The following is a 26,846-nucleotide window of genomic DNA, read 5'->3' as shown; positions in this document are numbered from 1 at the left end:
GCCAGCTTCATCCGCTTACAGCAACGGCGCCAGCGCGCGCTCTGCGTCCGCCTTCGAAAGCGACATGCGCTGCGCGTAGTCTTCCAACTGGTCCTGACCGATCTTGCCCACGGAGAAATACGTGCTGTCCGGATGCGCGAGATAGAAACCCGAGACGCTTGCGGCCGGCAGCATGGCGAGCGATTCAGTCACGCTCATGCCGATTTCGCCCGCCTGCAGCACCTCGAACATGTCGCGCTTCACGAGATGGTCCGGGCACGCCGGATAGCCCGGCGCCGGGCGAATGCCGCGATACTTTTCGGCGATGAGCTCGTCGTTGCTTAGACTTTCGGCGTTCGCGTAGCCCCACAGGTCGCGCCGCACGCGCGCATGCAGTGCTTCGGCGAAGGCTTCGGCGAAACGGTCCGCGAGCGCCTTCAGCATGATTGCGCTGTAGTCGTCGTGATCTTTTTCGAACTGCTTTTCCTTCACGTCGACGCCGAGGCCCGCCGTGACCGCGAACATGCCGATGTAGTCGGCCACGCCCGAATCCTTCGGCGCAATGAAGTCGGCAAGCGAGCGGTTCGGCCGCATCACGCCGTCCACCACCGGCCGCACGCTTTGCTGACGCAGATTGCGCCAGGTGAGCGCCACTTCGCTGCGCGATTCGTCCGTGTAGATTTCAATGTCGTCGTCGTTCACGCTGTTGGCCGGCAGGAGCGCGATCACGCCGTTAGCTTGCAGCCAGCGGCCCTGGATCAGGCGGGCGAGCATCGACTTGCCGTCCGAGAACACGCGCCGTGCGGATTCGCCGACGATCTCGTCGTTCAGAATTGCCGGGTACGGACCGGCGAGATCCCACGTCTGAAAAAACGGGCCCCAGTCGATGTAGTTCGCGAGTTCATTCAGGTCGAAGTTCTTGAACACGCGGCGGCCGATGAACTTCGGCTTGACCGGCTGGTAGTTCTTCCAGTCGATGGGCGTCTTGTTTGCGCGGGCTTCGGCGAGCGTGACCATCGGCAGCGCTTTCTTGTTGGCGTGCTGAGCGCGAATGCGGTCGTAGTCGGCCTTGAGTTCGTCGAGATACTTCGTCGCGCCTTCGTCGGAGAGCAGGCTGGAGGCTACCGACACCGAGCGCGAGGCGTCCGGCACATACACCACCGGCCCTTCGTAATGCGGCGCGATCTTCACGGCCGTATGCACGCGCGAGGTAGTCGCGCCGCCGATCAGGAGCGGAATCTTCTTCACGCGGAAGTAGTCGTCGCGCTGCATTTCGGACGCCACGTAGGCCATTTCCTCGAGGCTCGGCGTGATCAGTCCAGAGAGCCCGATGATGTCCGCGCCTTCCACTTTCGCCTTCGCGAGAATGTCGTTGCACGGGACCATCACGCCCATGTTGACCACTTCGAAGTTATTGCACTGAAGCACGACGGAAACGATGTTCTTGCCGATATCGTGCACGTCGCCCTTCACGGTCGCGATGACGATCTTGCCCTTCGCGCGCACGTCGCCGCCCGCGGCCGCGAGCTGCTTCTTTTCTTCTTCGATGAACGGAATCAGATGCGCGACCGCCTGCTTCATCACGCGCGCCGACTTCACGACTTGCGGCAGGAACATCTTGCCCTGGCCGAACAGGTCGCCGACGATATTCATGCCGTCCATCAGCGGGCCTTCGATCACGTTGATCGGGCGACCGCCTTCAGCTGCGATTTTCGCGCGCACTTCCTCGGTATCTTCGACGATGAAGTTCGTAATGCCGTGCACGAGCGCATGCGAAAGGCGCTTCTCGACCGGCTGGTTGCGCCACTCGAGGTTCTCTTCCTTCTTCGCTGCGCCGGTTTTGAATTTGTCGGCGATTTCCAGCAGACGGTCGGTGCCGTCCGGGCGGCGGTTCAGCACGACATCTTCGACGAGTTCGCGCAGTTCCGGGTCGAGGTCCGCGTACACGCCGAGCTGCCCCGCGTTGACGATGCCCATGTCCATGCCGGCCTGGATCGCGTGATAGAGGAACACGGTGTGGATCGCCTCGCGCACCGGGTCGTTGCCGCGAAACGAGAACGACACGTTCGACACGCCGCCGCTCACCTTCGCGTACGGCAGATTCTGTTTGATCCAGCGCGTCGCGTTGATGAAGTCGACCGCGTAGTTGTTGTGCTCTTCAATGCCCGTGGCAATCGCGAAGATGTTCGGATCGAAGATGATGTCTTCCGGCGGAAAGCCGACTTCATTCACGAGAAAGTCGTACGAGCGTTTGCAGATCTGCGTCTTGCGCTCGAACGTGTCGGCCTGGCCCTGCTCGTCGAAGGCCATCACCACGGCGGCCGCGCCGTAGCGGCGAATCATTTTCGCGTGATGACGGAATGCTTCTTCGCCTTCCTTCAGCGAGATCGAATTGACGATAGCCTTGCCCTGCACGCATTTCAGACCCGCTTCGATCACTTCCCACTTCGACGAGTCGATCATGATCGGTACCCGCGCGATGTCGGGCTCCGACGCGATCAGATTCAGAAAGCGCACCATTGCCGCTTTCGAGTCGAGCATCGCTTCGTCCATGTTCACGTCGATCACCTGCGCGCCGTTTTCGACCTGCTGACGCGCAACCGCGATTGCTTCGTCGAACTGGTCGTTCAGGATCATTCGCGCGAACGCTTTCGAACCGGTCACGTTGGTCCGTTCGCCAACGTTGATGAAGAGCGTCCCGGACGTGACGTTGAACGGCTCGAGGCCGGCAAGGCGCATGGTGTGATCGGTCATGGCGTATGTGCGAGTCGATTGCGTGCGTTAGGTGCGGCCTGGTTGCGTCGGATGTGCGCGGACCGGCGTCTCGTGTTGACGGCGGGCTAAGCGGCGTCGCGATATTGCGTCGGCCACTTGCGCGGCTTCACTTCGGCGAGCGCTTTGGCTATTGCCGCAATGTGCTCCGGCGTCGTGCCGCAGCAGCCGCCGGCAATGTTCACGAGACCCGCCTCGGCAAATTCCTTCAGCAGACCGGAGGTGTCGGCCGGCAGTTCGTCGAAGCCGGTGTCGCTCATCGGATTCGGCAAGCCTGCGTTCGGATAGCACGACACATAAGTGTCGCAGAGCTTGGCCAGCTCGGCGATGTACGGGCGCATGAGCGCCGCGCCGAGCGCGCAGTTCAGGCCGAAGGTCAACGGTTTCGCGTGACGCAGCGAGTTCCAGAAAGCCTCGACGGTTTGCCCCGACAGAATGCGCCCGGAGGCGTCCGTCACGGTGCCCGAGATCATGATCGGCAGGCGTTCGCCGGTGTTTTCGAACAGCTCGTCGAGCGCGAACAGCGCGGCTTTTGCATTGAGCGTGTCGAAAATGGTTTCGACGAGGAACAGGTCCGCGCCGCCGTCGAGCAGCGCCTTCGCCTGCTCGTAATAGGCGGCGCGCAGTTCGTCGAACGTCACGTTGCGTGCGCCCGGATCGTTCACATCAGGCGAAATGCTCGCGGTCTTGGGCGTCGGTCCAATCGCGCCGGCGACGAAGCGCGGCTTGTCCGGCGTCGAATACTTGTCGCACGCGGCGCGCGCGAGTTTCGCCGACTCCAGGTTCATTTCCACGGCCAGCGCTTCCATGCCGTAGTCCGCCTGCGCGACCGTGGTCGCGCCGAACGTATTCGTTTCGATAATGTCCGCGCCGGCGGCGAGATACTGCTCGTGAATCTCGCTGATGATCTGCGGCTGCGTAATGGACAGCAGTTCGTTGTTGCCCTTGATGTCGCGCCCGTAGTCCTTGAAACGCTCGCCGCGATAGCGCGCTTCGTCCAGCTTGTAGCGCTGGATCATCGTGCCCATTGCGCCGTCCAGAATCAGGATGCGCGACTTGAGCAGCGCGGGCAGCGCCGCGCCGCGTGTGTACTCGGACTCGGGACGGACTGGCTTGGCGGTTTGGGCAGGCTGGTTCATGGCGGACGAGGGCTTGGGCCGGCTTTTTCGGAACCTGTCATTGTAGCCGCAGCCGGGCTATTCCGCCGGACGCGGCGGTGGGAGGCGCGAAGCGCGCGAATAGCAGGCGAGCCGTAGGCGACTGCTACGCGACCCGCGGCTCAAAAAAAGAAAACGGTCCAGTGCGCCGAGGCCCGCTGAACCGTTTCCACTCAGATCGACCGCCTGATGAAGACCGCCGGCAGAGCCGGACGGCGCGGTCGAGAGATGTCGCCAAAAACGTTGAAAAGCTCCAAACGTCGAAAAGTTGAGGCGCGAGGTGCGCTTAGTGAAGAATGACCGGTTGATGCATGAGACTGTCGAACTGGCCGAGGAATTCGTCCACTTCGTCCAGCGACGGTTCCTCTTCGATCAGCTTCTGCACGTTCTCGCGAAACCGCGCCGCCATTGCACCGTCGATGTAAATCTCGCGCTGCATATTCTTGTCGACGATCTCATAGCCACCCGATTTCATGGCCAGCGGACCTTCCTGCGGCGGAAATTCGACGACACAATAGTTGGGGCTGTTGTAGATCATTTGCATGGCGACACTCCTTATTTCCGTTGGCTCCTGGCCGTTCCTGCGCCTTACTTGGAGCTTGTGGTTTGGAATTCAAGGGGTGGGTCCGGGGTGACGCTTGTAAAAGTTCCGAACCTACCGGTTAGACCGGCCTTTCAAGAAACGTTTCAAGCAGTGCGGCAAACCGTTGGGACTGCTCGACAGGCGCAAGATGAGCGGCGTCAAGCAATTCGAACTGCGCGCCTCCAATGGCATCTGCTATTGCCTGACTAGCAGCAGGCGGCGTGCCCGTGTCATGGCGCCCCGCCACCACGAGAGTTGCGCAGCGAATGTCTCCCAGCTTACTGCGTACGTCGAAATCGCGCAGCGCTTCGCACGCCATTGCGTAGCCTTCCGGCAACGTTCGGCTGAGCGCCTCGCGTATCGGCTCGACGGCTTCGGGGTGCGCCGCGCGGAAATCGGGCGTCAGCCAGCGCTCGAGCGTGGCGGGGACAAGCGAGTCCATGCCGTCCCGACGCGCGTTGGCGGCGCGTTGATCCCACGTCGCGCGGGCTTCCGGCAAGTTGGCGGCGGAACTGTCCGCAATAGTCAGCGTGTTCACGCGCGAAGGGTTATCCAGCGCGAACTGCTGCGCGATCATGCCGCCCATCGACATGCCCACGAGGTGCGTGCCCGGCGCGCCTAGCGCATCGAGCAGTGCGGCAAGGTCGCCGGCAAGATCGGCAATGGTGAACGGCGCGGGCGACACTGCCGTCTCGCCGTGGCCGCGCACGTCGTAGCGCAGCACCGTGTAGTCGTCGCGGAAATAGCCCGCGAGCTGGTCCCACACTGACAGGTCACCGCCAAGTTGATGAATGAACGTGAGCCAGGGGCCGCCGCCTTCGTTGCTCAGCACATAGCGCGTCTCGATACCGTTGATGTTCACTTGCATGCAAGCTCCTTCAAGGGGAACGCAGTGGAGGAATCCGTCGGCGCTTGTGGCCGCCTGCCATTCATGCGCGTGGCGGCTCGCCGAACGGTGACATCAGATGATGCAGAGTCGGCGGTGAGGCGGAAGTTTCGCGGAATCTCAGAGGCACCATTCAGGTGCAGAGCTTGCCTTTTGGCTTTTGGCCGACTCTGCTTTTGGCCGACTCGCTTGCGATCACGGCTTGATGTTGCCCGAAGTATCTCCGGGACCAGTCTGATCGACCGGTGCATCAGCAGGAGAAGTGTTTGCTGGAGCGTTCGGCGAAGCCGCCGGCGCGTCGGCGCCCGCGCCGTTATCCGCATTCAGCTTGCCGCGCCACACGAGTTCGAACTGCGTGCCGTTCGGCTCCGTCTGCACGAGCCGCGCGGGCAGCCAGCCGAGCGAAGGCGCGAGCCATACGTCGATGCGGCGCTGGTCGCCCTCGCGGCGCGGCAGGCGTTTGAAATGGCGCGTTTCGACGTAGCCCTGCGCAGTGCGGATGGTTTCGTCGCCGATCGTCTCGACTGGCCAGTTTTCGCCGCTGTCGCTATCCACCACAAAGAACTGCCGTGTGACGCCCGGCCTGTACGCGTCCGGATCGCCGCGCACGAGGCTTGCCAACTGCATGACCATGCTGAAGCGGTCCTGCGCGCCGTCCGGCAGCGGCAGCGTGGCGGGCGTGCGCGTGAAGGCGATCTTGCGGTCGGCGCGGTTGAAGATGGACACGTCTTCGGCGCGATGGCCCCGTTTTTCCACGTACTGCTCGGGCGCGAGCCCGAATGCGTCGATGCGGCCATGGCTCGAATAGACGAAGGTGCCCACAAAAGGTAAGGGTACCGAAACCACCATTTCGTAGCTCTGGGCGCTGCTCGTCCAATGAATCGTGCCCGGCTGGTTGCGTACGCCGTTGTAGAACGTGTCGTATTGAAGATTGCCGGACGGCGGCACAGAGAACTTCACGCCGGATGCCGCTTGGGTTGCGCCGGCGGTTGCCGTCGCGTTTCCAGTTGCATTCGCATTGCCACTGGCCGACGCGCCGCTTGCCGCGCTTGCCGCGCTTGCGGGCACCGCGTTTGCGGCGGGCTCGCTGGCCGCGACCTCCGATGCCGCATTCGACGCTTGTGCTGTCGCTTTGTCCGCTAGTCGCATTGCGCTCAGCACGTGTTGGCGCGGCTTGCCGGCCGCGGGCCTGCGCTTCGGCTCCTGCTCGCGAGCCGCGGCCGCGGCCGCAGCCGGATTGCGCTCGATGCGCTCCGGCTGGAGCAGGGCGACCTGCACGGGCACGTGTTCGTCATTCGAAGGCTTCAGCGTTGCGCGGTGACGCTCGACCCATTGCGCGGCGATCCAGTGAAGCACGCTTACCACGAGCAGCACGGCGATCCACCGCCACGCGCGCTGACCAAAGCGCGGCTCGTCGGGCGGCGTGAGACTGGCAGCGCGTGCGGCGGAAGGGAAAGCCATCGGCGGAAGAATGTGCGGGAGGAGAGGTCAGCGTGCGCGTTTAACGCGGCGTTGGACTATACCCGAGTTCATACGAGAGCTTGCGCGCGCATTCGCGCAGCGCCGTGTCGATTTCGCCGCCCCAACTGATATCGAACGCGCCTTCGTGACCGAGCGCAACGAGGCCGAGCGCAAGCTCGCCGGTCGAGTCGAACACCGGCATGCAGAACGCGTGAATGGTCGGCAGCAACATGCCTTCCACTCGCGCCGCTTCGTGCTCGCGCACTTGCGCGAGCACGCGTTCGACTTCCTCGCGCGTGCGCGGCACGCCGCCTTGCGACGAGCGGCGCGTGTCGGCCAGCTCGCGCTCGATCATCGCGGCGGTCTTGCCGGCCGGCAGGTACGCCGCGAACAGCAGACCCGTGGCGGAACTCAGCAGCGGCATCACGTCGCCGAGTTTGAGCGACGCCTTGGCCGGATGGCTGGACTCCATCCAGTGAACCATGGTGGGCCCCTGGTTGCCCCACACGGCGATGCCCACCGTCAGATCAAGACGGTCGCGCAATTCCGCAAGCGCGATGCGCGCGAGCTTCACGCCGTCGACGCGGGCAAGCCGCGCGAGTCCGAGTTGCAGCGCGAAGCCGCCGAGTTCATAGCGCCCCGACAACGCGTCTTGCGCGACGACGCCGAGCCGCAGAAAGCTCACCAGATAGCGGTGCGCTTTCGCCGGGCTCATGCCGGCGCGCTGCGCGAGGTCGCGCAGCATCATCGCGCGCGGCTCGCGGGTCAGCACGTCGAGCAGCCTGAAGCCGACTTCGATCGACTGGATGCCCGAGCGCAGTTTTTCCTCGCCTGAATCGGTGGACTCATCGTCGGCTTCAGTTGCGCCGAGCGGTTCGTCTGCGTTGGCGTCTGCTTTGGCGTCGTTACGAATTGCGCCGGAGCGGGCAGTGTGCGGCATGAGCAAAGGAGGCGCGCGAAGCGCGTTCAAAATCAACGTGAGAAGAACCGGCTGCAGGCCAACTGCAATGCGCCTGCGAGTGGTCGCGACCGGCCGGGTTTGGGCGGCGCGGATTCACCATCGTAGAATAGATTCCCTCTATCGTCACTAACACGGTTCATTCCTCCATGAAACTTGCCACGCTGAAGGACGGCACGCGCGACGGTCAACTGATCGTCGTCTCCCGCGACCTGCATACCGCTGCCGTTGCCGATGCCATCGCGCCCACGTTGCAGCGCGTGCTCGACGACTGGGCCTTCTACGCGCCGCAATTGCACGACCTGTACGACGCGCTCAACCAGGGCCGCGCGCGCAACACCTTTTCATTCGACGCGAGCGACTGCATGGCGCCGCTGCCGCGTGCGTTCCAGTGGGCCGACGGATCGTCGTATGTGAATCATGTCGAACTCGTGCGGCGCGCGCGCGGCGCGGAAATGCCGCCGGAATTCTGGACCGATCCACTGATGTACCAGGGCGGCAGCGACGACTTCATCGGCCCCAAGGACGACGTGCTGTGTGCGTCCGAAGCGTTCGGCATCGATTTCGAGGCAGAAGTTGCAGTCATCACCGGGGACGTGCCGATGGGCGTGACGCCCGACCAGGCGCTCAGAAGCGTGCGACTGATCACGCTCGTCAACGATGTTTCGCTGCGCAACCTGATTCCCGCCGAACTGGCAAAGGGCTTCGGCTTCTTCCAGAGCAAGCCGGCCACCTCGTTCGCGCCCGTCGCTGTGACGCCCGACGAACTCGGCCAACATTGGCACGAAGGCCGCGTGCACCGGCCGATGATCGTCCATTGGAACGGCAGGAAGGTCGGGCAGCCGGACGCCGGAACGGACATGGTGTTTCACTTCGGTCAACTGATCGCCCACGCGGCCAAAACACGCAATCTGCGCGCGGGCTCGATTGTCGGCTCGGGCACGGTGTCGAACAAGGACGCAAAGCGCGGCTACTGCTGTATCGCCGAAAAGCGCTGCCTGGAGACGATCGAGCACGGCGCGCCGCAGACCGAGTTCATGAAGTACGGCGACACGGTGAAGATCGAAATGTTCGACGAAGCGGGCAAGTCGATTTTCGGTTCCATCGAGCAGAGCATTGCACCGCTCGACTGACGCGCCAAGCCTGCCGAAAGGGTTTCGCCCGATGCCGCTGTGATCGCGCGCCGCTACACTGACTGGCGCGGCATCGAAGGTCAATCAGAACGAAAAACTCAGCGAGGAGACACCATGCGGCGAGCTGAATCTGGTGAGACGGGAATGATGGGCGGGGCGGATATGCGCACGTGGCGCGAGCGGCTGCTGCAGTTCGAGCCGCAGTTGAAGCCGCCGTTCTCACCGCAGTTGAAGCCGCCGTTCTCACCGCAGTTCACCCGGCTCGCGCAGGCGGCGCGTCGCGCAACTACGCTGGGCGCGACGCTCGCGTGTTTATCGCCGGCTATCGCGCTTGCTCAGGTGAAGATTGGGCTCGTGCTTTCGCTGACGGGGCCCGCTGCGTCGCTCGGCATTCCCGCGCGCGACACGGCGAGCTTGCTGCCGAAGCAGATCGGTGGCCAGAGCGTCGAATACGTCGTGCTCGACGATGCGTCGGACACGACTCAAGCCGTGCAGGACACCAGGAAGCTGATCTCCGAAAATCACGTCGACGCGATCATCGGTTCGTCGATCACGCCGAATTCGCTGGCCATGATCGACGTGGTCGCAGACGGCACCACGCCGATGATCTCACTGGCTTCGTCGGCGAAGATCATCGAGCCCGTGGATGCCAAACGTCACTGGGTATTCAAGACCCCGCAAACAGACGCGATGATGGCTTCGGCAATTGCCGGGCACGCGAGCACGCACGGGGTGAAAACCGTCGCGTTCATCGGCCAGGCGGATGCGCTCGGCGAGACCTTTTACGCCGAAGTCGCGAAGTTCGCACAACTGCATCACATGGAGATGGTGGCAAGCGAGCGCTTTAATCGCACGGACCCGAGCGTGACCGGCCAGGTGCTGAAAATCCTCGCGACGCATCCCGATGCCGTGGTGGTCGGCGCGGCCGGCACGCCCGCCGCACTGCCGCCGAAGACGCTCAGGGAGCGCGGCTACAAAGGGCTGATCTATCACAACCACGGCGTCGGCAATAACGACTTCCTGCGCGTGTGCGGCGCCGATTGCAACGGCACCTTCCTGCCCGCGAGCCCGGTGCTGGTCGCGGCGCAATTGCCGGCGGATCATCCGGCCAAACGCCTCGCGCTCGACTACATCGCGCGCTTCGAGGCGCAGCGCGGACCCGGCACGGTGTCGGCTTTCGGTTCCTACACGTGGGACGCGGGCATGCTCCTCAATCATGCGGTGCCGATCGCGTTGAAGGCCGCGTCGCCGGGTACGCCGGAATTCCGCCGCGCGCTGCGCGACGCGCTCGAAGCGACGCGCGGTCTCGCGGACACCAACGGCGTCGTGAACATGAGCGCCGCGGATCACCTCGGCCTCGACCAACGCGCGCGCGTGATGGTCGAAATCAGAAACGGCAAATGGGTTTATCAGCCGCGTTGAACGAGGCAAGCACTCGACGACCCGGCCAAGCGCGCATACGCAGACACGCAAATACGGACACATCATCATGTCTCAGCAACCTCACACGAACGACGCGTTTTACGCGCATTACCGCTCGCTTCAACTGCATCGCCGTCCGCACGGCGTGCTCGAAGTGGTGATGAGCGGCGAAGGCGCGAACAGGAGCGCGCTCGCCACCGCGGATGCGCGCATGCATTACGAGCTCGCGGAAATCTGGCGCGACATCGATCGCGATCCCGAGACACGCGTCGCGATCATTCGCGGCGAGGGCAAGGGTTTTTCTGCCGGCGGCGATCTGCAACTGGTCGAAGACATGGCGACCGATTTCGACGTGCGCGCACGCGTATGGCGCGAGGCTCGCGATCTCGTCTACAACGTGATCAACTGCAGCAAGCCGATCGTTTCGGCGATGCACGGCCCGGCTGTCGGCGCCGGTCTTGTTGCGGGGCTCCTCGCGGATATCTCCATCGCGTCGAAGACGGCGCGCATCATCGACGGTCATACGCGGCTCGGTGTCGCGGCGGGCGACCATGCGGCGATCGTCTGGCCGCTTCTGTGCGGCATGGCCAAAGCCAAGTACTACCTGATGCTGTGCGAGCCGGTGAGCGGCGCAGAGGCGGAGCGTATCGGGCTGGTGTCGCTTGCCGTCGACGAAAACGATTTGCTGCCGAAGGCGTACGAGGTCGCGCAGAAGCTGGCTCACGGTTCGCAAACGGCGATTCGCTGGACCAAGTATGCGTTGAACAACTGGCTGCGCTCAGCGGGCCCGGCCTTCGATACGTCGCTTGCGCTGGAATTCATGGGCTTCGCCGGACCCGACGTGCGCGAAGGCGTGAGCTCGCTGCGCGAGCGGCGCGCGCCGGATTTCGGCGGCGCGGACCCGTGGCGTCGACGGTGACGACGGCGGTGCGATGGTCACGCGGCACGCGGTATGATCGGATTCATCTGTGCGGGTCTCATTTCCTTCTGCGCACTTTCGCGCTTTTTCGTTAATGCAGCGAGGCGACAAGCATGACCGACACATCTGGCGCAACCCCGCCGTTTCCCGGTTTCCCTGGTTTTCCGCCCGCCGAAATGCTCGAGCGCATGTGGGGCATGATGCGCCTCTCGCCGTTCGGCTCCGCGTTTGCCGGCGCGCAGCCGGGCGCGGGCCTCGGACCCTCGCTGTCGATGATGTCCGACATGATGGCGCCGCTCACCAATGTTGAAGAGCTCGACAAGCGCATCACCGACATGCGCGCCGTCGAGCAATGGCTCAAGCTGAACCTGAGCATGCTGCAATCCGCGATACAGGCGCTCGAGGTGCAGCGCGCAACGCTCGCGACGCTGCGCGCGTTCGGCGCGTTCGCGCAGCAGTCGATGGCGCAGCCCGCCGCGACGGGTCAAGCGCAGTCGCCGGCACCCGCGCCGAGCCCGTCGCCCGCGAGCCGTTGGCCGCATTCGGAGGCGAGCGCTTCGGCTTCCGGTTCCAGTGCCAGTTCCACTTCCGCGGAAAGCGCGAGCGCCTCTGAACCGGCGAGCGATGAAGAAGCCGCAAGCGCCGCGCCGGCATTCGACGCATCGGCATGGTGGAACCTGCTGCAATCGCAATTCAATCAGATTGCGCAATTCGCGATGACTCAGCCGGTGGCCGGCGCCGCGGACGCAGCCGCGAGCGGCAGCGCGCAGGCGGACGAGGCTGCTGACCCGGAGGACGACGCGGTAGACGCGGCCAGCGAGGCGGTAGGCGGGGCGACAGACGTGCCGCGCCCGTCGCCGGAGGACGCGGCCGCGTCCGCGGCGTCGCGCGAACCGGGCCGAGCCGCTGAATCCGCCGCGAAGCGCCCTGCGGCAAAGCGCGCGCCGGCTGCAACAAAGCGCGCGGCCGCGGGCGCTGGCAGCAGTGCGTCGAAACCGCCGAAAAAGTCTTTGTGAGAGGGCGCGCCGAACGGCGGCGCGCGCCGACCGTCGGCGGCAAATAACAAGAGAAATCGCCGACTGTCACGGTTTTGACCCTGGTCGCGGGTCACACTCGGCGGGTTCCGCATTTCATTGAGACAGGTCAAGCAGGCACCCGAATTGCGTCTGTCTCGACGCGGGTTTGGAGAAGCCAGCGTGCTATCATTGGAAGGACTTTGTTTGGCTTTTGGGCGCGCGCTGAAAACAACCAATCCAGCCGCCCTTGCTCCATTCGCCGCCGGCACGACCGGCGCAGGGCTGGACGGTGCGGTTTTCATCGCAAACTGGCTCGACCTCAGGCATAGGGTATCCCTCACCCACGGTTGGCCGCGCGGCGCGTAATTCGAGCGTGGAATTTTGTGTTGGCCGCTCTTCGCGCAAGCGTCCGGACTTCTTCGCTGCCCGTGCATCCAGGCGGCCGGTTACCGCGTAAAATTGAAGGCTTGGCCGGCGAACGGCGCGGTACCCGGGTACGACCGGTGCGTCCGGTTCGTCGTCAGCAAGAGTGCTACACGTAGTAGTGACAGACACACACAGTATGTGCAGAACAGGGGTGGGACTATGAACACCATGCTTTATCCGGAACTTTATAAATCGCTCGAATCCGTTCGATGGGACATGGAGAAAGACATTCCCTGGGACAAGTTCGATGCCTCGCTGCTGACGGACGAGCAGGCCGCGACCATCAAGATGAACGCGATCACCGAATGGTCGGCGTTGCCCGCCACGGAAATGTTCCTCCGTGACAACCATCACGACAGCGATTTTTCCGCGTTCATGAGCGTGTGGTTCTTCGAAGAGCAGAAGCATTCGCTGGTGCTGATGGAATACCTGCGCCGCTTCAAGCCCGAAATGTGCCCCACTGAGGAAGAACTGCACGCTGTGCGTTTCGAATTCGACCCGGCGCCGCCGCTCGAAACGCTGATGCTGCACTTCTGCGGCGAAATCCGCCTGAATCACTGGTATCGCCGCGCCGCCGAGTGGCACACCGAGCCGGTCATCAAGCACATCTACGAAACCATTTCGCGCGACGAAGCGCGGCATGGCGGCGCGTATCTGCGCTACATGAAGAAAGCGATGGCGCAAACCGGCGACATCGCGCGTGCGGCGTTTGCGAAGATCGGCGTGCTGATGGCGTCCGCGCGCCGCACCGAAAAGCCGCTGCATCCCACCAATCTGCACGTGAATCAGGCGCTGTTCCCGCGCGACACGATCCAGTCGCGTCTGCCCGATCCGGAATGGCTTGAGCGCTGGCTCGACGAGCAGATCCGCTTCGACGACGGTTGGGAAAAGAAGGTGGTCGAGCGTATTCTGCACAACCTGTCGCTGCTGTTCGAACGCACGTTCAACACGGCGCAGGAACTGAACCGCTATCGCAAGGAAGTGGTGGCGCGCCTGCAGGCCGACCAGAAATCGGCCGAACAGCCGGCTTGATGGTCCAGCAGGCCTCGTAAGTTCCGATTTGCGGCTGCGGGCAGTTGCAAAGCTCGCGCCGCGATCCGGTTGACGCTTCGGAGTTTGAAACGGTCCCGCAGGTGTGAGCTTGCCGGGCCGTTTTGTTTGATTGGCGTTGTTGGTCCTGGCCTTTTCGGTCGACCGGTCCTGCTGGTTCCGTATAGCTCGGGCTGTCTCGTGACAGCACTCCCTCTGTCTCTTCCACGTCCCTCATGGCTGCTATTTTCGAACGCAAGATTCTCACGCGCGACGCACTGGCCGCGCTCCGCCCTTCGCTGAAGGCGCCCGTGGTATTTACGAACGGCGTGTTCGACATCCTGCATCGCGGGCACGTGACTTATCTCGCCGATGCAAAAGCCCAAGGCGCTTGTCTGATTGTCGGTGTGAATAGCGACGCGTCGGTCCGCATGCTAGGCAAGGGCGACGACCGGCCGATCAACAACGAAGCCGACCGCATGGCGCTGCTCGCGGCGCTCGAAAGCGTCGACTATGTGGTTTGCTTTGCTGAAAAGACGCCGGTCGATCTCATTTCGGCGCTGCGTCCGGACGTGCTCGTCAAGGGCGGCGACTACGACATGGATGCATTGCCGGAGTCGGCCATCGTGCGCGGCTGGGGCGGTAAGGCGTTGGCGATTCCGTTCGAGCATGACCGCTCGACCACCGCGCTGCTCAAGAAGGTTCGCACGCAAGGCTGAATGCCCGGCATAAGCGGGGGGCGAGCGCGCTCCAGGACGAGCGCGCTCTATTGCGGCAACGCCGACGCTGCAATCGGCGCGGCGGGCGCCGGTGCGCCGACCACCGCCTGATCGCCCGCCTCGGCGGCCGTGATCGGGCGCACCTTGAGCCAGTCGGCATGGACTTCCCGGCTCAGATGATTCGGCTCGCGCCCGCTCGCCGTGGGCGTTGGCCCGAACACGCCGCGTACAGCGACGAATGCCAGAAGGTTGGCCAGAAACAGGACGGCGATCAGCCAGCGCAGCATCGTTTTGTTTTCCCATCCATGAGTTGAACTGTCGATATCGTTCGACCGCGCGCTTCGGTCATCGCGCGGGGGCACGACATTAAGGTGTGCCCACGACATTCAGCGGCGCTTCAGGCGCCTTGATCGGATGCCTGGTCCGCGGCAATCAGCGCGAGGCCGGACAAGACCAGCGAATCGTGGCGAGTATGCGGCACTTTCAGCGCACTCGCCACTTCGTCGGCCGCGCCGCCGCTGACTACGAGGCGCACCGGCACCTGCCACTCACCCTGCAAGTCGCGCCATGTCCGCTCGACGAGGCCGGCTTGCGCAAGTGTGCAGCCGGCGGATAACGAACGCCGCGTATCCGTCGCGAAGAAGAGGCCGCGACGCGCCGTTTGTGGAGCGTCGCCAGGGCCCAGCGCACTCTGCGTGCCGCCCCCGCCGGCAGTACCGCCAGCTCCATCCGTGCCGCCAGCCGCAACCGACCCATCCCTGCCACCGGTTCCACCAAACCCACTCATGCCGCCGGTTCCGCTCGCGCCACCAGCGCCACTACCCCCACCCCCGCGAAGAAGTCCCCGCGCAGCATTGGCGTCGAGCGTCGGCAATTGCGCCGTATGCTCGCCGAGCGAACGCATCATCAGGCTCCAGCCAGGCGCAATGAGTCCGCCGACGAAGCAGCCGTCCGCGCGCAATGCCTCGAGCGTGGTCGCGGTGCCGAAGGTCGCAATCAGCAGATGCTCGCCGGGAAACGCTGCATGCGCGCCGATCATGCCGGCCCAGCGGTCGCTGCCGAGTGCATGTGGCGTCGAGTAGCTATTGGTCACGCCGCATTGCCGCTCGCGTGCGCGGATCGTGGTCAGCGGCAGGTCAGGCCACCGCGTGTGGACGAGCGCGGCGATTCGGGATGCTACAGCCTCGCCGGCGACATTGGATACCCACGCGCCGCAAGGCGCGGGCAAGCTTGACCACTGAGCAGTCCCCTCAGCAGTCCACTGAGCCGCCCCCTGACTCGCCAACTCCGGCGAATCGCTCCCGCCATGCGAAAGCGCACCGGCCGCGAGCTGCGCGCCGTCCGCCGCCACCATCGCCCATTTGACGCGGCTATTCCCAGCGTCGATCAGAAGACGAGGCGCGCCGCTCGTCATGCAGCACCGTCGGCGAGACGCAGCGAAACGTCGCCGGTCGCGATGCTTTGCCGGCCCGCAGCGGTATCGAGCATTAACTGGCCGCGCTCATCGACGCCCGCAGCCACGCCGCGAGCGACTTCCGCGCCCTGTTCGAGCAGCACGACCTCGCGGCCCGCGTATGCGTGCATCGCGTTCCAGCGCCCCTGGAAGGGCGCGAAGCCTTCCGCGCCGAAACGTTGCAAGGCGGGCTCCAGCGCGTTGAGTTCGGCAGCGAGCGTATCGGTGAGATTGGCGTTCGGCAGCGCGCGCTGGAGCGCGGTCGGCGCCGTGCCGCGCGCCTGCGGCGGCGCGTCGGCGTTCAGCGCGCCGACCTTTGCGGCGAGCTCGTCGGCGCCCTTCACGTTAGTGCCGATGCCGATCACGACCGCGCTCGCGTACTCGGTGCTCCATGCGGTTTCGATCAGAATGCCCGCCAGCTTGTCGCCTTCAAGCAGCACGTCGTTTGGCCACTTCAGCGCGATCTGGCCGGGCCCGGCAACAGGCAGCGAGCGCAGTCCGTCGACAAGCGCAACGCCCACCGCGAGGCTCAACCCTGCGAGCCCTTCGAGCGGACGCGGCAGCACGCACGCCACGGAAAACAGCAGCGCATTGCCCGGCTCCGCATACCACGGACGGCCGCGGCGGCCGCGTCCAGCGGTTTGCAGGTAGGCCACCCGCACGATAGGCCGCGGCAGCGCGCCGGCCCGGCGCGGCAGCGCTTTTACGCGGGACATGAGGTCGGCATTGGTCGAGCCGGTTTCCTCGACGATTTCGATCGGCCAGTCGTGCGCATGCGCGCCGAAAAGCGCGACGGCGCGTTCACGGTCGATGCGCCAGTCGGCTGAATTGGTAGCAGCGGCCGGAGCTTGGGGCGGAGTGCGGGAAGCGTTCATGCTGCATATTGTAGCGACAGCGAACCGCGCGAGGCCGCCTGCACGGTCGATCAGCTGCGCCTTCGTTACAATGGCCGCTAATCCGATAACCAGATTGCAGCGATCCTTGAACTACGACACTCCGCCCGGCCTCGAAGTCGCGGCCGGCAGCCAAGGCAAGATCGTCCGGCTCTCGGGCCAGTGGACGGCGCTCGCGCTCGCGCGCGATCGCGCAACCGGACACGTGATCCCGCAATTGCGTTCGCTGGAAGGCGCCGAAGGCATCGGCCAATGGGACCTGTCGCGTGTCGACCGGATGGACCATGTGGGTGGCCAGGCCCTGTGGCGCGTGTGGGGCCACAGAATGCCGCCCGACACCGAACTCACCGACACGCAGCGCGATATTTTCGAGCGCATCGCGTTGCTCGACACGGTTCGCGAAACCGCTGAGCCAGTCGTCAGACTGGACCCGTTCACGCGGCTCGGGCTCGGCATCTTTTCCTTCCTCGAGCATCTGTATGGCGGTGTGGCGATGCTCGGGCGCGTCGTGATCGACCTGCTCGCGATCGCGCGCAAGCCGGCCATCACGCCGTGGACCGAAATCTCGGCCAACATCTACAACGCCGGCACCAAGGCGTTGCCGATCACCGCGCTCGTCGCATTCCTGATCGGCATCGTGCTGAGCTATCTGTCCGCGCAGCAATTGCGGCTCTTCGGCGCGAATCAGTACATCGTGAATATTCTCGGGCTTTCGGTGATCCGCGAGCTCGGGCCGGTGCTCTCGGCGATTCTCGTGGCCGGCCGCTCGGGCTCGGCGATCACCGCGCAGATCGGCGTGATGCGGGTGACCGAGGAACTCGACGCCATGCGCGTGATGGGCATTCCGCATGGCTTGCGGCTGATCCTGCCGCGCGTGGTCGCGCTCGGCGTTGCGATGCCGCTGCTCGTCATGTGGACCAACATCATTGCGTTGACGGGCGGCGCGGTCGCCGCCAAGATCGTGCTTGGCATCGACATCAGCTATTTCGCGCGCGCGTTGCCGGGCGTGGTGCCCGTCGCGAATCTGTGGATCGGGCTCGGCAAGGGCGTCGCCTTCGGCATGCTGATCGCGATTGTCGGTTGCCATTTCGGCTTTCGCATCAAGGCCAATTCGGAGAGTCTCGGCGAAGGCACGACGACTTCGGTCGTGACGTCAATTACCATTGTGATTCTCGCGGACGCCGTGTTCGCGATCCTGTTCCAGAACGTGGGGCTCGGATGATCGCGCCGCTCACTCAGGCCGTGCGCGGCCAGCCGATGCCCTGCATCGCCGAACCGGTGATCGAGGTGATCGACGTCACCAAGCGCTATGGCCGTCACATCGTGCATCAGCATCTGAATCTGGACGTGCGGCGCGGCGAAATCGTCTCGATTGTCGGCGGATCGGGCTCGGGCAAGACCACGCTCGTGCGGCAGATTCTCGGGCTCGAGCGGCCGTCGTCGGGGACCATCAAGCTGTTCGGCGAAGATCTCGCGACCATCTCGCCCGAAACGGCGCTGCTCATGCGTAGCCGCTCGGGCATGCTGTTTCAGCGCGGCGCGCTGTTCTCGTCGCTGTCGGTGTTCGACAACGTCGCGCAGCCGGTGCGCGAACTCGGCAAGGTGCCGGAAGATCTGCTGCGCGACATCGTCATGCTGAAGCTGGAGATGGTCGGACTGCCGTGCAAGCATGCATCGAAAATGCCGTCGGCGCTGTCGGGCGGCATGATCAAGCGCGTCGGCATTGCGCGCGCCATCGCGCTCGAACCCGAGCTGCTGTTTCTCGACGAACCGACCGCCGGACTCGATCCTCAGGCGTCCGATGAATTTGTCGAGCTGATTTCGGCGCTGCATCGCGCGCTGGGTTTGACGGTCGTGATGGTCACCCACGATCTGGACACGATGGTCGCGCTGTCCACACGCGTCGCGGTGCTGGCGGATCGCAAGGTGCTGGTCGCGGCGCCGGTGGAAGAGGCCGCGGGCGTCGATCATCCTTTTATCCGCGAATACTTTCTCGGCTTGCGCGGGCGGCGCGCGTTGCAGGCGCTGCCGCCCGAACGGCGCGCGAAGCTGCCGCATGCGGCGCTCGCGCCGGCGTCGTCGGAATTGCCGCTGTAGATCAGGGCTGTAAATCAGGAAACCCGGTAATGGAAAACAAAGCACATGCGTTCTGGGCAGGGCTCTTCACGATCGTCCTGCTCGCCGCGATCGCCACGGCGGCATTTTTGTTCAATGTCGACCGCGCCGTGCGCGTGCCGTACGATCTGATTGCGCGCACCAACGTAACGGGCCTTTTTACCGACGCCGCCGTGCGCTACCGCGGGCTCGATGTCGGCAAGGTGCAGTCCATCAAGTTCGACCGCGCTCATCCGGGGCAGATCGTCATCCGCATTCTGGTCGACACGCACGCGCCGATCACGCATTCCACGTTCGGCAGCCTTGGCTTTCAAGGTGTAACGGGCATTGCGTTCATCCAGCTCGACGATACGGGGCGCGATCCGTCGCCGCTGCCTTCGTCGGCGAAACAGGTTGCGCAGTTGCCGATGCGCCCAGGCCTGCTCGATCAGTTGCAGCAACGCGGCGACGTGCTGCTGAAGAAACTCGAAAAGGTCACGGACGACGTCGACAATCTCCTGTCGAAGGAAATGGTCGACCAGTTGCACGGCACGGCGGCCAGCATCCAGAAAGCCGCGGACGGCGTCGCCACGCTCACGCAGCAGATGGCGCCCGCGGCCGGCAAGCTGCCCGCCACCATCGACAAGCTGGACAGCACGCTCGCTTCGACCAACCAGTTGATCACGGGCCTGAACCGCCCGGACGGTCCGTTCGAGAGCAATCTGAACAAGGTCGGCACGGCCGCGCAGCAAGCGGGCGACGCGCTTACCGCGATGAACGGCTCGTTGCAGGAGCTGTCGGCGCGGGTCGGTTACGACACGTTGCCGCGCGTCAATTCGCTGGCCGAAGACGTGCGCTCGGCCGCGCGCTCGGTGGACCGCGCCGCCGATACGTTCAGCACCAGTCCGCGCAGCGTGCTGTTCGGCGCGCCGGCCGCGGCGCCGGGGCCGGGCGAGGCCGGTTTCACGTGGCCCGCGCCGCACGCCGCGAAATGAATCTGAAGCTTTGAAGAAAGGAAGATTGTCATGTCACGTTCCATTCGCCGGTTGTTGTCTTCACGCGTCACGCGTGCGGGCGCGGCGTGCGCGGCGCTCGTCGCCGTGGGTCTGCTGGCTGCCGGCTGCACGAGCACGCCGGCCGCGCTCGCGGACATCCGCTATGACTTCGGGCCGCCGAAGCCGGCATCGTCGGCGGGAACGCAGCCGGCCGTGAAGGTGCTCGACGTGAGCGCGCCCGAAGGGCTGCAGTCCGACAAGCTCGTGTACCGGATCGGCTATGCCGACTCGCAGCAGGTCGCCGCGTACGCGAACAGCCATTGGACGATGCCGCCTTCCGCGTTGCTCACGCAGCGTCTGCGCGGCGCGCTGAGTTCGCGCGGCACGGTGCTGACGGGTGCGGACGGCGTTGCCGCGCCCGTGCTGAAAATCGATCTCAGCGAGTTCGAACAGGTTTTCGACAGCCAGTCGCAAAGCCATGCGGCGGTGACCGCGCGGGCCACCCTCACGCAAAACGGCAAGGTGATCGGCCAACGCACGTTCATTTCACGCGCGCCGTCCAGTACCGCGGACGCCGCCGGCGGCGCGCAGGCACTCGCCACCGCCAGCGACGACCTCGTCTCGCAAATCGGCGCCTGGCTCGGCGTGCAGGCGCTGGTCGCCGCGCAATGACGGGCGCGCAGCGCACGCAACGGAGCGCTGCATGAGCGAACGATTGTGGCTGCGCCGTCCTTCGGTGCTCTCGCGGCAGGCGCTGCTGTTGTACACCGCACTGATTGTCTACGGTTCGTGGTATCCGTTTCTGGGCTGGCGCTCGCTCGGCATCGGGCCGTTGGCGTTTCTCTCCGACCCGATGCCGCAGTATCTGACGGCATTCGACGTCGTCACCAACGTGCTTGGCTATATGCCATTCGGCGCGCTGATGGTGCTCGCGCTTTACCCGCGCTGGCGCGGGCCACTCGCCGTCGCTCTGGCGTTCCTGCTGGGCGGGCTGCTGTCGGGCGTGATGGAAGCCGTGCAAACCTATCTGCCGACGCGTGTTGCCTCCAACCTCGATCTCGCGGCCAATGCGCTCGGCGCGCTGCTCGGTGCGGCGATCATGTCGCCCGCCACCGGCGCGCTGCTCGACCGCGGCTTGCTGCGACGCTTGCGGCTGATGTGGTTCGAACGCGACAGCGCGGCGCTGGCGTGTCTCGTGGCAGCGTGGCCGTTCGCGACGATGTACCCGTCGCCGCGCCTGCTCGGACTCGGCAACTGGCCGCGCGTGTTGTGGACGCGCTTCGATTCCACGACACAGGACGCGCTGTTCGCCTGGGCGCCGGCCGCCTGGCACGTCGGCGCATGGCCCGCAGCGGTCGCCGCGTGGTTGCCGGACGACGTGTGGGAAGCGCTCATCACGACGCTCAATCTGTTCGCCGCGCTTGCGCTCGCTTCGTTGTCCGTGCGCCGCCATGCGCCGCGCGTGCGGCTTTTGCTGCTCTTTATCGTCGCGGCTCTGGGTGTGAAGGCGGGCGCGACGTTCCTGCAATCGCAATCCGGCCTCGCTTTCGACTGGGCGACGCCGGGCGGTCTGGCGGGCCTCGGCTGCGGCGCGCTGCTCGGGCTCGCCGCGCTGCGTCTGCGGCGCAGCGCGCGGGCGGCGCTGGCGGCCGCTGCGCTGATCGTGACGCTAGTGTTCGTCAACCTGCTGCCGGTCAATCCTTATTTCGATGTGGTACTGGCCGACTGGCGGCAGGGGCGGTATCTGCACTTCAACGGACTTGCGCGCTGGCTCGCGTGGGTGTGGCCGTATGCGGCGCTGGTGTGGCTGGCGTTTGTCGTCGAGCGGGTGTGGCTCGGGCGGCGCACGCGGCGCGCCTGAGCCACGAGAGGGAGCGAGCGCGAGGCGTGGGTCGGTCGCTATAATCATCTGCTACCGGCCGTTCGCAGGCACGCGTTTGCAACCGGCCATCTGCCACCGACCGTCCGCACGCCGCACTGCTATCGCACACGCTTGCATCCAAAAAAACATGCGCCGCTGCGCCGAACTGCGTTCTGCTGCACTATTGCCCTTCTGACAGCCTTCCCCCGCTAGATCATGGACTCGTTCTACAAATATCACGTCTTCTTTTGCCTGAATCAGCGCGAGCCTGGCGCGGAGCGTCCGAGCTGCGCGAATTGCAACGCACAGGCCATGCAGGAGCACGCGAAAAAACGCGTGAAGAAACTCGGCCTCGCCGGCCCCGGCCAGGTGCGCATCAACAAGGCGGGTTGTCTCGACCGCTGCGAGCTCGGCCCGGCGCTCGTGGTCTATCCGGAAGGCGTCTGGTACACGTATGTCGATGAAAGCGACATCGATGAAATCGTCGACTCGCATCTCGCGAACGGCAAGATTGTCGAGCGTCTGAAAATCGATCAATAAGCGCCACCATGAACGTACACACGAAGAAGTATCTGATCGACGGCCCGGTCGGCAAGATCGAGGTCGCGCTCGACCTCCCCGACGAAGCGCGCGAAAACGGCGCGGCGCCGCGCGGCATTGCGCTCGTCGCGCATCCGCATCCGCTCTTTGGCGGCACGATGGACAACAAGGTCGCGCAGACGCTCGCGCGCACGCTCGTCAAGTTGAACTACGTGACGTATCGCTCGAACTTTCGCGGCGTTGGGCAAACGCAAGGCGAGCACGATGCGGGCATAGCCGAGCGCGACGATCTGCGCGCGGTGCTGGACCACATGCGCGCACAGCCGGGGCAGGGCGATCTGCCGCTCGTGCTCGCCGGCTTTTCGTTCGGCACGTTCGTGCTCTCGCATGTGGCCGCGAAGCTGCGCGACGAAGGGCAGCAGATCGAGCGCATGGTGTTCGTCGGCACGGCTGCGAGCCGCTGGGAAGTCGCGCCGGTGCCGGAAAACACGCTGGTGATCCACGGCGAGACCGACGAGACGGTTCCCATTCAATCCGTTTACGACTGGGCGCGCCCGCAGGAATTGCCGGTCGTCGTGATTCCAGGCGCCGAGCATTTTCTGCATCGCAAGCTGCACATCCTGAAGCGGATCATCGTCGACGCGTGGCGTTGATTGGCCGGGCGCCGTCCCGTTTTGCGGGGTACAGCCAGGCAAAAACTCACCATTAATTGCCCGCCGTTACGCGAAGTTGCGAGAGTAGCGCGCGTATAATGGGCGCTCTTTTTTGGGCGCAGCACGGCCTGTGCGGCAGTTCGCGCGATGCGTGGCTTTTTCACGCGCGCAGCGGTGCCGGTTACAAGTGTGCTGCGCGAACCGATCGCGTGGCCGGAAGTCCAATGGGCGCCCGAGCCGTTACGCTTGATATCGTGGCGGCCAGACGCTCGCCGACCGGCTCTCCCAACTCTGCGCTCTCGCGCGTTGTATTTTTCTGCACGAATCGACCCTATGCGTTTTTCCACCTCCGGCCGCCTGTCTTTCTCCTCTGTTGCATCTCTCGTTCCCTCCACGCTAAGCCGCGCATTGACGCTCGGCGTCGTGCTGCCCGCCACGCTCGTGACCAGCACCGCGTTCGCGCAAGTGCCGCCGCCGGCGGTGAATGCGCGTTCGTGGGTGCTCGTCGACGCGACCAGCAATCAGGTCCTCGCGTCGGGCAATCCGGACGAGCGCGTGGAACCGGCATCGCTCACCAAGCTGATGACCGCGTATCTCGTCTTCGAGGCACTGCAGACGAAGAAAATCACAATGGACCAGACGGTGACGCCGGGCGAAGCGGTGCGCCGCGTGCGCACGGACGAATCGCGCATGTTCGTCGAGGCGAACAAGCCCGTCACCGTGCATGATCTGGTGTATGGCATGATCGTCCAGTCCGGCAACGACGCGGCAATCGCGCTCGCAGAACTGGTGGGCGGCAGCGAGGCGCAGTTCGTCAACATGATGAACACGGAGGCGCAGCGCCTTGGCATGACGCACACGCATTTCGCCGACGTCAACGGCATGCCCGATCCGCAGCATTACACGACCGCAGGCGACCTCGCCGTGCTGTCGGCGCGTCTGATTCGTGACTTCCCCGACTACTACAACATCTTCTCGGTCAAGGAATTCACGTACAACAAGATCAAACAGCCGAACCGCAACCGTCTGTTGTGGATCGACCCGACGGTGGACGGCCTGAAGACGGGCCACACGCAAGCCGCCGGCTACTGCCTGATCGCAAGCGCAAAGCGCTCGCTGCCCGGCGTGCCGGACGCGTCGCGCCGCCTCGTCTCCGTGATGATGGGCGAGACGAAAGAGCACGACCGCGTGCAGGACAGCCTGAAGATGCTGAACTACGGCTACTCCGCGTATGACACCGTGCGTCTGTACAAGGCCAGTCAGGTGGTCGGCACGCCGCGCGTCTACAAGGGCTCGCAGGACACGGTGCAGATCGGCGTGAAGAGCGATCAGTACATCACCGTGCCGAAGGGCATGGCCGACAAGGTGAAGCCGCAGATCGAGCAGATCGATCCGCTCATCGCGCCGATTGCCAACGGTCAGCAGGTCGGCACGGCGAAGCTCGTGGCCGACGGCAAGGTGCTCGCGCAATTCCCGGTGGTTGCATTGCAGGCTGTGCCGCAAGCCGGCGTGGTCGGCCGTGTGTGGGATTCGCTGATGCTCATGTTCAACAAGAAAAAGTAAGCGCCTGATTGCGATGACCGCTCTTCCCGATGTTCCGCTCGAACCGATCGTTTATCTGAACGGCGAAGTGGTGCCGTTGTCCGAAGCGCGCGTGCCGGTGCTCGACCGCGGCTTTATTTTCGGCGACGGCATTTACGAAGTCGCGCCGCTGTACGCGCACGCGGGCGGCCGCACGGCTTTCCGCTTCGAACAGCACCTGGCGCGCCTCGCGCGTTCGCTCGAGAAGATCGGCATTGCCAATCCGCTCGACAATGCCGGCTGGCGCGCGCTGATCGAGCGCGTGTGCGCGGCGAACGAGGCCGAGGCCGGCCTCGCCGCCGACCAGGACGCGATCGCATACATTCAGATCACGCGCGGCGTCGCAAAGCGCGCTCACGCGTTTCCCGCGGGCGTCCAGCCTACGGTGTTCGTCATGGTCACGCCGCTCAGTCTGCCGAATGCCGCGCAGCGCGCGGAGGGCGTTCGTTGCGTGAGCGCGGAGGATCGCCGCTGGCTTCACTGCGACATCAAGTCGGTCTCGCTGCTCGGCAATGTGCTGATGGCGCAATACGCGGCTGAGAACGACGCTTTCGAAACCATCCAGTTCCGCGACGGCGTGTTGACCGAAGGGTCGTCGTCGAATGTATGGGTGGTGAAGGACGGCGTGCTGGCCGCACCGCCGCGCAGCCACAAGATTCTCGAAGGCATCCGTTACGGGCTGATCGAGGAACTCGCGGCCGAATGCGGTATCCGCTTCGAGGTGCGCGAGATCGCGGAGGCCGAAGTGCGCGCCGCCGACGAAATCGTGATCAGCTCCGCCACCAAGGAAGTGCTGCCCGTCACGCAGCTCGACGGCCAGCCGGTCGGCGAGGGCAAGCCGGGCGCGGTGTTTGCGGCGCTGTATGCGGCATATCAGCGAGCCAAGGCAAGAGAAGCACAGGCAGCAAACGAAGCGTGAGAGGCGCGGCGAGGAGCAACAAATGAATCCGGCAGACGAATCACTGATTGAGTATCCCTGCGATTTCCCGATCAAGATCATGGGTAAATCGCATCCCGAGTTTGCCGAGACCATTGTCACGGTGGTCCGGCAGTTCGATAGCGAAGTCGACGCCTCGCGCGTCGAAACGCGTCCTTCCAGCGGCGGCAATTACACCGGTCTGACGGTGACGGTGCGCGCCACCAGCCGCGCACAACTCGACGACATTTACCGCGCCCTTACCGGGCATCCGATGGTCAAGGTCGTGCTGTAACGAGTCACGTCGGTCCCCCCGGTCGCATTACGGCGCGACGCGCAACGCGTCCGCCGTGCCGCCGGTGCTTGTCGAACCGGTCGAATTAGCCGAACTGTCCGCGCTCCCCGAACTGGCCGGGCTTGAAGAACCGGCCGCCGGTCCGGCCTCGCAGGCCCGCTCGAAAAGCTGCTTGAACCGTCCCACCTCCCCGAACACCCAGTCGCGGAACGCCTTGACCTTGGCGGTTTCCAGCATGTGCGGCGGGCAGATGAAGTAGTACTGCCACGGGCTCGGTCCATCCACGTTGAAAAGCCGCACGAGGCGGCCGGCAGCGATCTCGTGCATTGCCAGCGAGCGGCGCGTGAGCGCGATTCCCTGACCGTCGATTGCCGCCTGCAACAAATTCGACGAATCCTGATAAAGCACGCCGCGCTTTGGCTCCGCCCAATCCGCGAGGCCGGCGGCGTCGAACCATGGGCGCCAGAGCTCGTCGTCCGAGCGCAGCAGCGGCAGGTGGGCGAGCTCTGCTGGCGTTGCCGGCAGCTTGCCGCCGTTGAAATTCGGCGCGCACGCCGGGAAAAAGATCTCTTCCAGCAGCAGTTCCGAGTGCAGCCCAGCATATTTGCCGTAGCCGAAACGGATCGCCACGTCCACGTCGTCACGCGCGAAGTCGGTCAGCGCATTGGTGGACAGCAGTTCGAGGTCCCATTGCGGATGCGCCTCGATAAAGCTGCCGATGCGCGGCGTCACCCAGCGCGCCGCGAATGACGACAGCATCGACACCACCAGCCGCCGCTCACGGTCGCCCGCGCGTAGTTCGCGGGTGGCGTCGCAGAGCGCGGCGAGTGCGGCGCGTACCTGGTTCGCGTAGCGTCGGCCCGTTTCCGTGAGGCGCACGCGCTTGCCGTCGCGCGCGAATAGCGAGACGCCTAGCTCGGCCTCCAGCGCGCGAATCTGATGACTGACCGCGCCGTGAGTGACGAAAAGCTCGTCCGCGGCGCGCGAAAAGCTCTCGTGGCGGGCGGCTGCTTCGAAGGCCTTGATCGCATTCAAGGGCGGAAGGTGGCGGAGCTCCATCGCAATTTTTCTCACATAGAGGTGAAAATTGATCGTTTTGCACGAA

General features: G+C 64.6%; 25 protein-coding genes and 1 pseudogene. 16 read left to right on the top strand and 10 right to left on the bottom strand.

Annotated elements, in window-relative coordinates:
* Positions 1-15 precede the first annotated feature (15 nt).
* The 6 genes and pseudogenes from metH to A3AC_RS0106190 form a co-directional block, all read right to left on the bottom strand.
* A pseudogene (gene metH / locus A3AC_RS0106215) lies at positions 16-2,739 on the bottom strand (methionine synthase); the annotation flags it as partial.
* 80 nt (positions 2,740-2,819) lie between these two features.
* Positions 2,820-3,890: a homocysteine S-methyltransferase family protein gene (locus tag A3AC_RS0106210; protein ID WP_025597924.1), complete on the bottom strand. Its 1,071-nt coding sequence runs from the start codon at positions 3,888-3,890 to the stop codon at positions 2,820-2,822.
* A gap of 304 nt (positions 3,891-4,194) precedes the next feature.
* On the bottom strand, positions 4,195-4,452 hold the full coding sequence (locus A3AC_RS0106205) for a BTH_I0359 family protein (protein WP_013337859.1): 258 nt from the start codon (positions 4,450-4,452) through the stop codon (positions 4,195-4,197).
* Positions 4,453-4,570: 118 nt separating this feature from the next.
* On the bottom strand, positions 4,571-5,359 hold the full coding sequence (locus A3AC_RS0106200) for an alpha/beta fold hydrolase (protein ID WP_025597923.1): 789 nt from the start codon (positions 5,357-5,359) through the stop codon (positions 4,571-4,573).
* 213 nt (positions 5,360-5,572) lie between these two features.
* Positions 5,573-6,838, bottom strand: a complete 1,266-nt coding sequence (locus A3AC_RS0106195) for a DUF3108 domain-containing protein (protein ID WP_025597922.1) — start codon at positions 6,836-6,838, stop codon at positions 5,573-5,575.
* Between the two features lie 40 nt (positions 6,839-6,878).
* Entirely contained in the window at positions 6,879-7,778 is a 900-nt protein-coding gene (locus tag A3AC_RS0106190; RefSeq protein WP_025597921.1) for an IclR family transcriptional regulator, read from the bottom strand.
* Positions 7,779-7,945: 167 nt separating this feature from the next.
* On the opposite strand from A3AC_RS0106190, the gene A3AC_RS0106185 reads away from it, so the two are divergent.
* From A3AC_RS0106185 to rfaE2, 6 genes are all read left to right on the top strand, one after another.
* Complete coding sequence (locus tag A3AC_RS0106185) at positions 7,946-8,929, top strand: fumarylacetoacetate hydrolase family protein (RefSeq protein WP_025597920.1); 984 nt, start codon at positions 7,946-7,948, stop codon at positions 8,927-8,929.
* A 114-nt stretch (positions 8,930-9,043) separates the two neighbouring features.
* On the top strand, positions 9,044-10,351 hold the full coding sequence (locus tag A3AC_RS0106180) for an ABC transporter substrate-binding protein (RefSeq protein WP_025597919.1): 1,308 nt from the start codon (positions 9,044-9,046) through the stop codon (positions 10,349-10,351).
* A 67-nt stretch (positions 10,352-10,418) separates the two neighbouring features.
* The gene (locus A3AC_RS0106175) at positions 10,419-11,270 is read left to right on the top strand and encodes an enoyl-CoA hydratase/isomerase family protein (protein ID WP_025597918.1); all 852 of its coding nucleotides are present in this window, start codon (positions 10,419-10,421) and stop codon (positions 11,268-11,270) included.
* Between the two features lie 113 nt (positions 11,271-11,383).
* Positions 11,384-12,286: a PhaM family polyhydroxyalkanoate granule multifunctional regulatory protein gene (locus A3AC_RS0106170; protein ID WP_025597917.1), complete on the top strand. Its 903-nt coding sequence runs from the start codon at positions 11,384-11,386 to the stop codon at positions 12,284-12,286.
* A gap of 585 nt (positions 12,287-12,871) precedes the next feature.
* Positions 12,872-13,744 (top strand): ferritin, encoded by an 873-nt coding sequence (locus A3AC_RS0106165; RefSeq protein ID WP_025597916.1) that lies wholly within the window; start codon positions 12,872-12,874, stop codon positions 13,742-13,744.
* A gap of 233 nt (positions 13,745-13,977) precedes the next feature.
* Positions 13,978-14,460 (top strand): D-glycero-beta-D-manno-heptose 1-phosphate adenylyltransferase, encoded by a 483-nt coding sequence (gene rfaE2 / locus A3AC_RS0106160; RefSeq protein WP_025597915.1) that lies wholly within the window; start codon positions 13,978-13,980, stop codon positions 14,458-14,460.
* A gap of 47 nt (positions 14,461-14,507) precedes the next feature.
* Here rfaE2 and A3AC_RS0106155 read toward each other — a convergent pair whose 3' ends face one another.
* From A3AC_RS0106155 to A3AC_RS0106145, 3 genes are all read right to left on the bottom strand, one after another.
* The gene (locus A3AC_RS0106155; protein ID WP_025597914.1) at positions 14,508-14,747 is read right to left on the bottom strand and encodes a hypothetical protein; all 240 of its coding nucleotides are present in this window, start codon (positions 14,745-14,747) and stop codon (positions 14,508-14,510) included.
* 110 nt (positions 14,748-14,857) lie between these two features.
* Complete coding sequence (locus A3AC_RS30920; protein ID WP_025597913.1) at positions 14,858-15,874, bottom strand: type III pantothenate kinase; 1,017 nt, start codon at positions 15,872-15,874, stop codon at positions 14,858-14,860.
* Positions 15,871-16,788: a biotin--[acetyl-CoA-carboxylase] ligase gene (locus tag A3AC_RS0106145; RefSeq protein WP_025597912.1), complete on the bottom strand. Its 918-nt coding sequence runs from the start codon at positions 16,786-16,788 to the stop codon at positions 15,871-15,873. Before A3AC_RS0106145 ends, A3AC_RS30920 begins: the two co-directional genes overlap by 4 nt.
* A 106-nt stretch (positions 16,789-16,894) precedes the next feature.
* Between A3AC_RS0106145 and A3AC_RS0106140 the strand changes: the two genes are divergently transcribed.
* The 10 genes from A3AC_RS0106140 (at position 16,895) to A3AC_RS0106095 (ending at position 25,741) form a co-directional block, all read left to right on the top strand.
* Entirely contained in the window at positions 16,895-18,028 is a 1,134-nt protein-coding gene (locus A3AC_RS0106140) for an MlaE family ABC transporter permease (RefSeq protein ID WP_025597911.1), read from the top strand.
* On the top strand, positions 18,025-18,903 hold the full coding sequence (locus A3AC_RS0106135) for an ABC transporter ATP-binding protein (RefSeq protein ID WP_025597910.1): 879 nt from the start codon (positions 18,025-18,027) through the stop codon (positions 18,901-18,903). Before A3AC_RS0106140 ends, A3AC_RS0106135 begins: the two co-directional genes overlap by 4 nt.
* 29 nt (positions 18,904-18,932) lie before the next feature.
* Positions 18,933-19,895, top strand: coding sequence for an MlaD family protein (locus A3AC_RS0106130; RefSeq protein WP_025597909.1), 963 nt, complete (start codon positions 18,933-18,935; stop codon positions 19,893-19,895).
* A 30-nt stretch (positions 19,896-19,925) separates the two neighbouring features.
* Entirely contained in the window at positions 19,926-20,567 is a 642-nt protein-coding gene (locus A3AC_RS0106125) for an ABC-type transport auxiliary lipoprotein family protein (RefSeq protein WP_025597908.1), read from the top strand.
* 31 nt (positions 20,568-20,598) lie between these two features.
* On the top strand, positions 20,599-21,756 hold the full coding sequence (locus A3AC_RS0106120; protein WP_025597907.1) for a VanZ family protein: 1,158 nt from the start codon (positions 20,599-20,601) through the stop codon (positions 21,754-21,756).
* A gap of 216 nt (positions 21,757-21,972) precedes the next feature.
* Positions 21,973-22,296: a (2Fe-2S) ferredoxin domain-containing protein gene (locus tag A3AC_RS0106115; protein WP_013337877.1), complete on the top strand. Its 324-nt coding sequence runs from the start codon at positions 21,973-21,975 to the stop codon at positions 22,294-22,296.
* 8 nt (positions 22,297-22,304) lie between these two features.
* Positions 22,305-22,949, top strand: coding sequence for an alpha/beta hydrolase (locus tag A3AC_RS0106110; protein WP_025597906.1), 645 nt, complete (start codon positions 22,305-22,307; stop codon positions 22,947-22,949).
* A 333-nt stretch (positions 22,950-23,282) separates the two neighbouring features.
* Positions 23,283-24,512: a D-alanyl-D-alanine carboxypeptidase family protein gene (locus A3AC_RS0106105; protein ID WP_025597905.1), complete on the top strand. Its 1,230-nt coding sequence runs from the start codon at positions 23,283-23,285 to the stop codon at positions 24,510-24,512.
* A gap of 13 nt (positions 24,513-24,525) precedes the next feature.
* Positions 24,526-25,449 (top strand): D-amino acid aminotransferase, encoded by a 924-nt coding sequence (locus tag A3AC_RS29065; protein WP_035474836.1) that lies wholly within the window; start codon positions 24,526-24,528, stop codon positions 25,447-25,449.
* Positions 25,450-25,471: 22 nt separating this feature from the next.
* Positions 25,472-25,741, top strand: coding sequence for an HP0495 family protein (locus A3AC_RS0106095; protein ID WP_025597904.1), 270 nt, complete (start codon positions 25,472-25,474; stop codon positions 25,739-25,741).
* Positions 25,742-25,768: 27 nt separating this feature from the next.
* Here A3AC_RS0106095 and A3AC_RS0106090 read toward each other — a convergent pair whose 3' ends face one another.
* The gene (locus A3AC_RS0106090) at positions 25,769-26,800 is read right to left on the bottom strand and encodes a transcriptional regulator GcvA (protein ID WP_025597903.1); all 1,032 of its coding nucleotides are present in this window, start codon (positions 26,798-26,800) and stop codon (positions 25,769-25,771) included.
* Between the last annotated feature and the right edge of the window lie 46 nt (positions 26,801-26,846).

This window comes from Burkholderia sp. WSM2230, from assembly GCF_000472445.1.
Classification (GTDB): domain Bacteria; phylum Pseudomonadota; class Gammaproteobacteria; order Burkholderiales; family Burkholderiaceae; genus Paraburkholderia.
Note: the sequence above shows the minus strand (reverse complement) of the source record. Positions and strands in the feature narration are given on the sequence as shown.

Bases quoted from the DNA above. Each gene is read 5' to 3' on its own strand.
- A3AC_RS0106210 (WP_025597924.1), bottom strand. From the start codon at position 3,890: ATGAACCAGCCTGCCCAAACCGCCAAGCCAGTCCGTCCCGAGTCCGAG.
- A3AC_RS0106205 (WP_013337859.1), bottom strand. From the start codon at position 4,452: ATGCAAATGATCTACAACAGCCCCAACTATTGTGTCGTCGAATTTCCG.
- A3AC_RS0106200 (WP_025597923.1), bottom strand. From the start codon at position 5,359: ATGCAAGTGAACATCAACGGTATCGAGACGCGCTATGTGCTGAGCAAC.
- A3AC_RS0106195 (WP_025597922.1), bottom strand. From the start codon at position 6,838: ATGGCTTTCCCTTCCGCCGCACGCGCTGCCAGTCTCACGCCGCCCGAC.
- A3AC_RS0106190 (WP_025597921.1), bottom strand. From the start codon at position 7,778: ATGCCGCACACTGCCCGCTCCGGCGCAATTCGTAACGACGCCAAAGCA.
- A3AC_RS0106185 (WP_025597920.1), top strand. From the start codon at position 7,946: ATGAAACTTGCCACGCTGAAGGACGGCACGCGCGACGGTCAACTGATC.
- A3AC_RS0106180 (WP_025597919.1), top strand. From the start codon at position 9,044: ATGCGGCGAGCTGAATCTGGTGAGACGGGAATGATGGGCGGGGCGGAT.
- A3AC_RS0106175 (WP_025597918.1), top strand. From the start codon at position 10,419: ATGTCTCAGCAACCTCACACGAACGACGCGTTTTACGCGCATTACCGC.
- A3AC_RS0106170 (WP_025597917.1), top strand. From the start codon at position 11,384: ATGACCGACACATCTGGCGCAACCCCGCCGTTTCCCGGTTTCCCTGGT.
- A3AC_RS0106165 (WP_025597916.1), top strand. From the start codon at position 12,872: ATGAACACCATGCTTTATCCGGAACTTTATAAATCGCTCGAATCCGTT.
- rfaE2 (WP_025597915.1), top strand. From the start codon at position 13,978: ATGGCTGCTATTTTCGAACGCAAGATTCTCACGCGCGACGCACTGGCC.
- A3AC_RS0106155 (WP_025597914.1), bottom strand. From the start codon at position 14,747: ATGCTGCGCTGGCTGATCGCCGTCCTGTTTCTGGCCAACCTTCTGGCA.
- A3AC_RS30920 (WP_025597913.1), bottom strand. From the start codon at position 15,874: ATGACGAGCGGCGCGCCTCGTCTTCTGATCGACGCTGGGAATAGCCGC.
- A3AC_RS0106145 (WP_025597912.1), bottom strand. From the start codon at position 16,788: ATGAACGCTTCCCGCACTCCGCCCCAAGCTCCGGCCGCTGCTACCAAT.
- A3AC_RS0106135 (WP_025597910.1), top strand. From the start codon at position 18,025: ATGATCGCGCCGCTCACTCAGGCCGTGCGCGGCCAGCCGATGCCCTGC.
- A3AC_RS0106130 (WP_025597909.1), top strand. From the start codon at position 18,933: ATGGAAAACAAAGCACATGCGTTCTGGGCAGGGCTCTTCACGATCGTC.
- A3AC_RS0106125 (WP_025597908.1), top strand. From the start codon at position 19,926: ATGTCACGTTCCATTCGCCGGTTGTTGTCTTCACGCGTCACGCGTGCG.
- A3AC_RS0106120 (WP_025597907.1), top strand. From the start codon at position 20,599: ATGAGCGAACGATTGTGGCTGCGCCGTCCTTCGGTGCTCTCGCGGCAG.
- A3AC_RS0106115 (WP_013337877.1), top strand. From the start codon at position 21,973: ATGGACTCGTTCTACAAATATCACGTCTTCTTTTGCCTGAATCAGCGC.
- A3AC_RS0106110 (WP_025597906.1), top strand. From the start codon at position 22,305: ATGAACGTACACACGAAGAAGTATCTGATCGACGGCCCGGTCGGCAAG.
- A3AC_RS0106105 (WP_025597905.1), top strand. From the start codon at position 23,283: ATGCGTTTTTCCACCTCCGGCCGCCTGTCTTTCTCCTCTGTTGCATCT.
- A3AC_RS29065 (WP_035474836.1), top strand. From the start codon at position 24,526: ATGACCGCTCTTCCCGATGTTCCGCTCGAACCGATCGTTTATCTGAAC.
- A3AC_RS0106095 (WP_025597904.1), top strand. From the start codon at position 25,472: ATGAATCCGGCAGACGAATCACTGATTGAGTATCCCTGCGATTTCCCG.
- A3AC_RS0106090 (WP_025597903.1), bottom strand. From the start codon at position 26,800: ATGGAGCTCCGCCACCTTCCGCCCTTGAATGCGATCAAGGCCTTCGAA.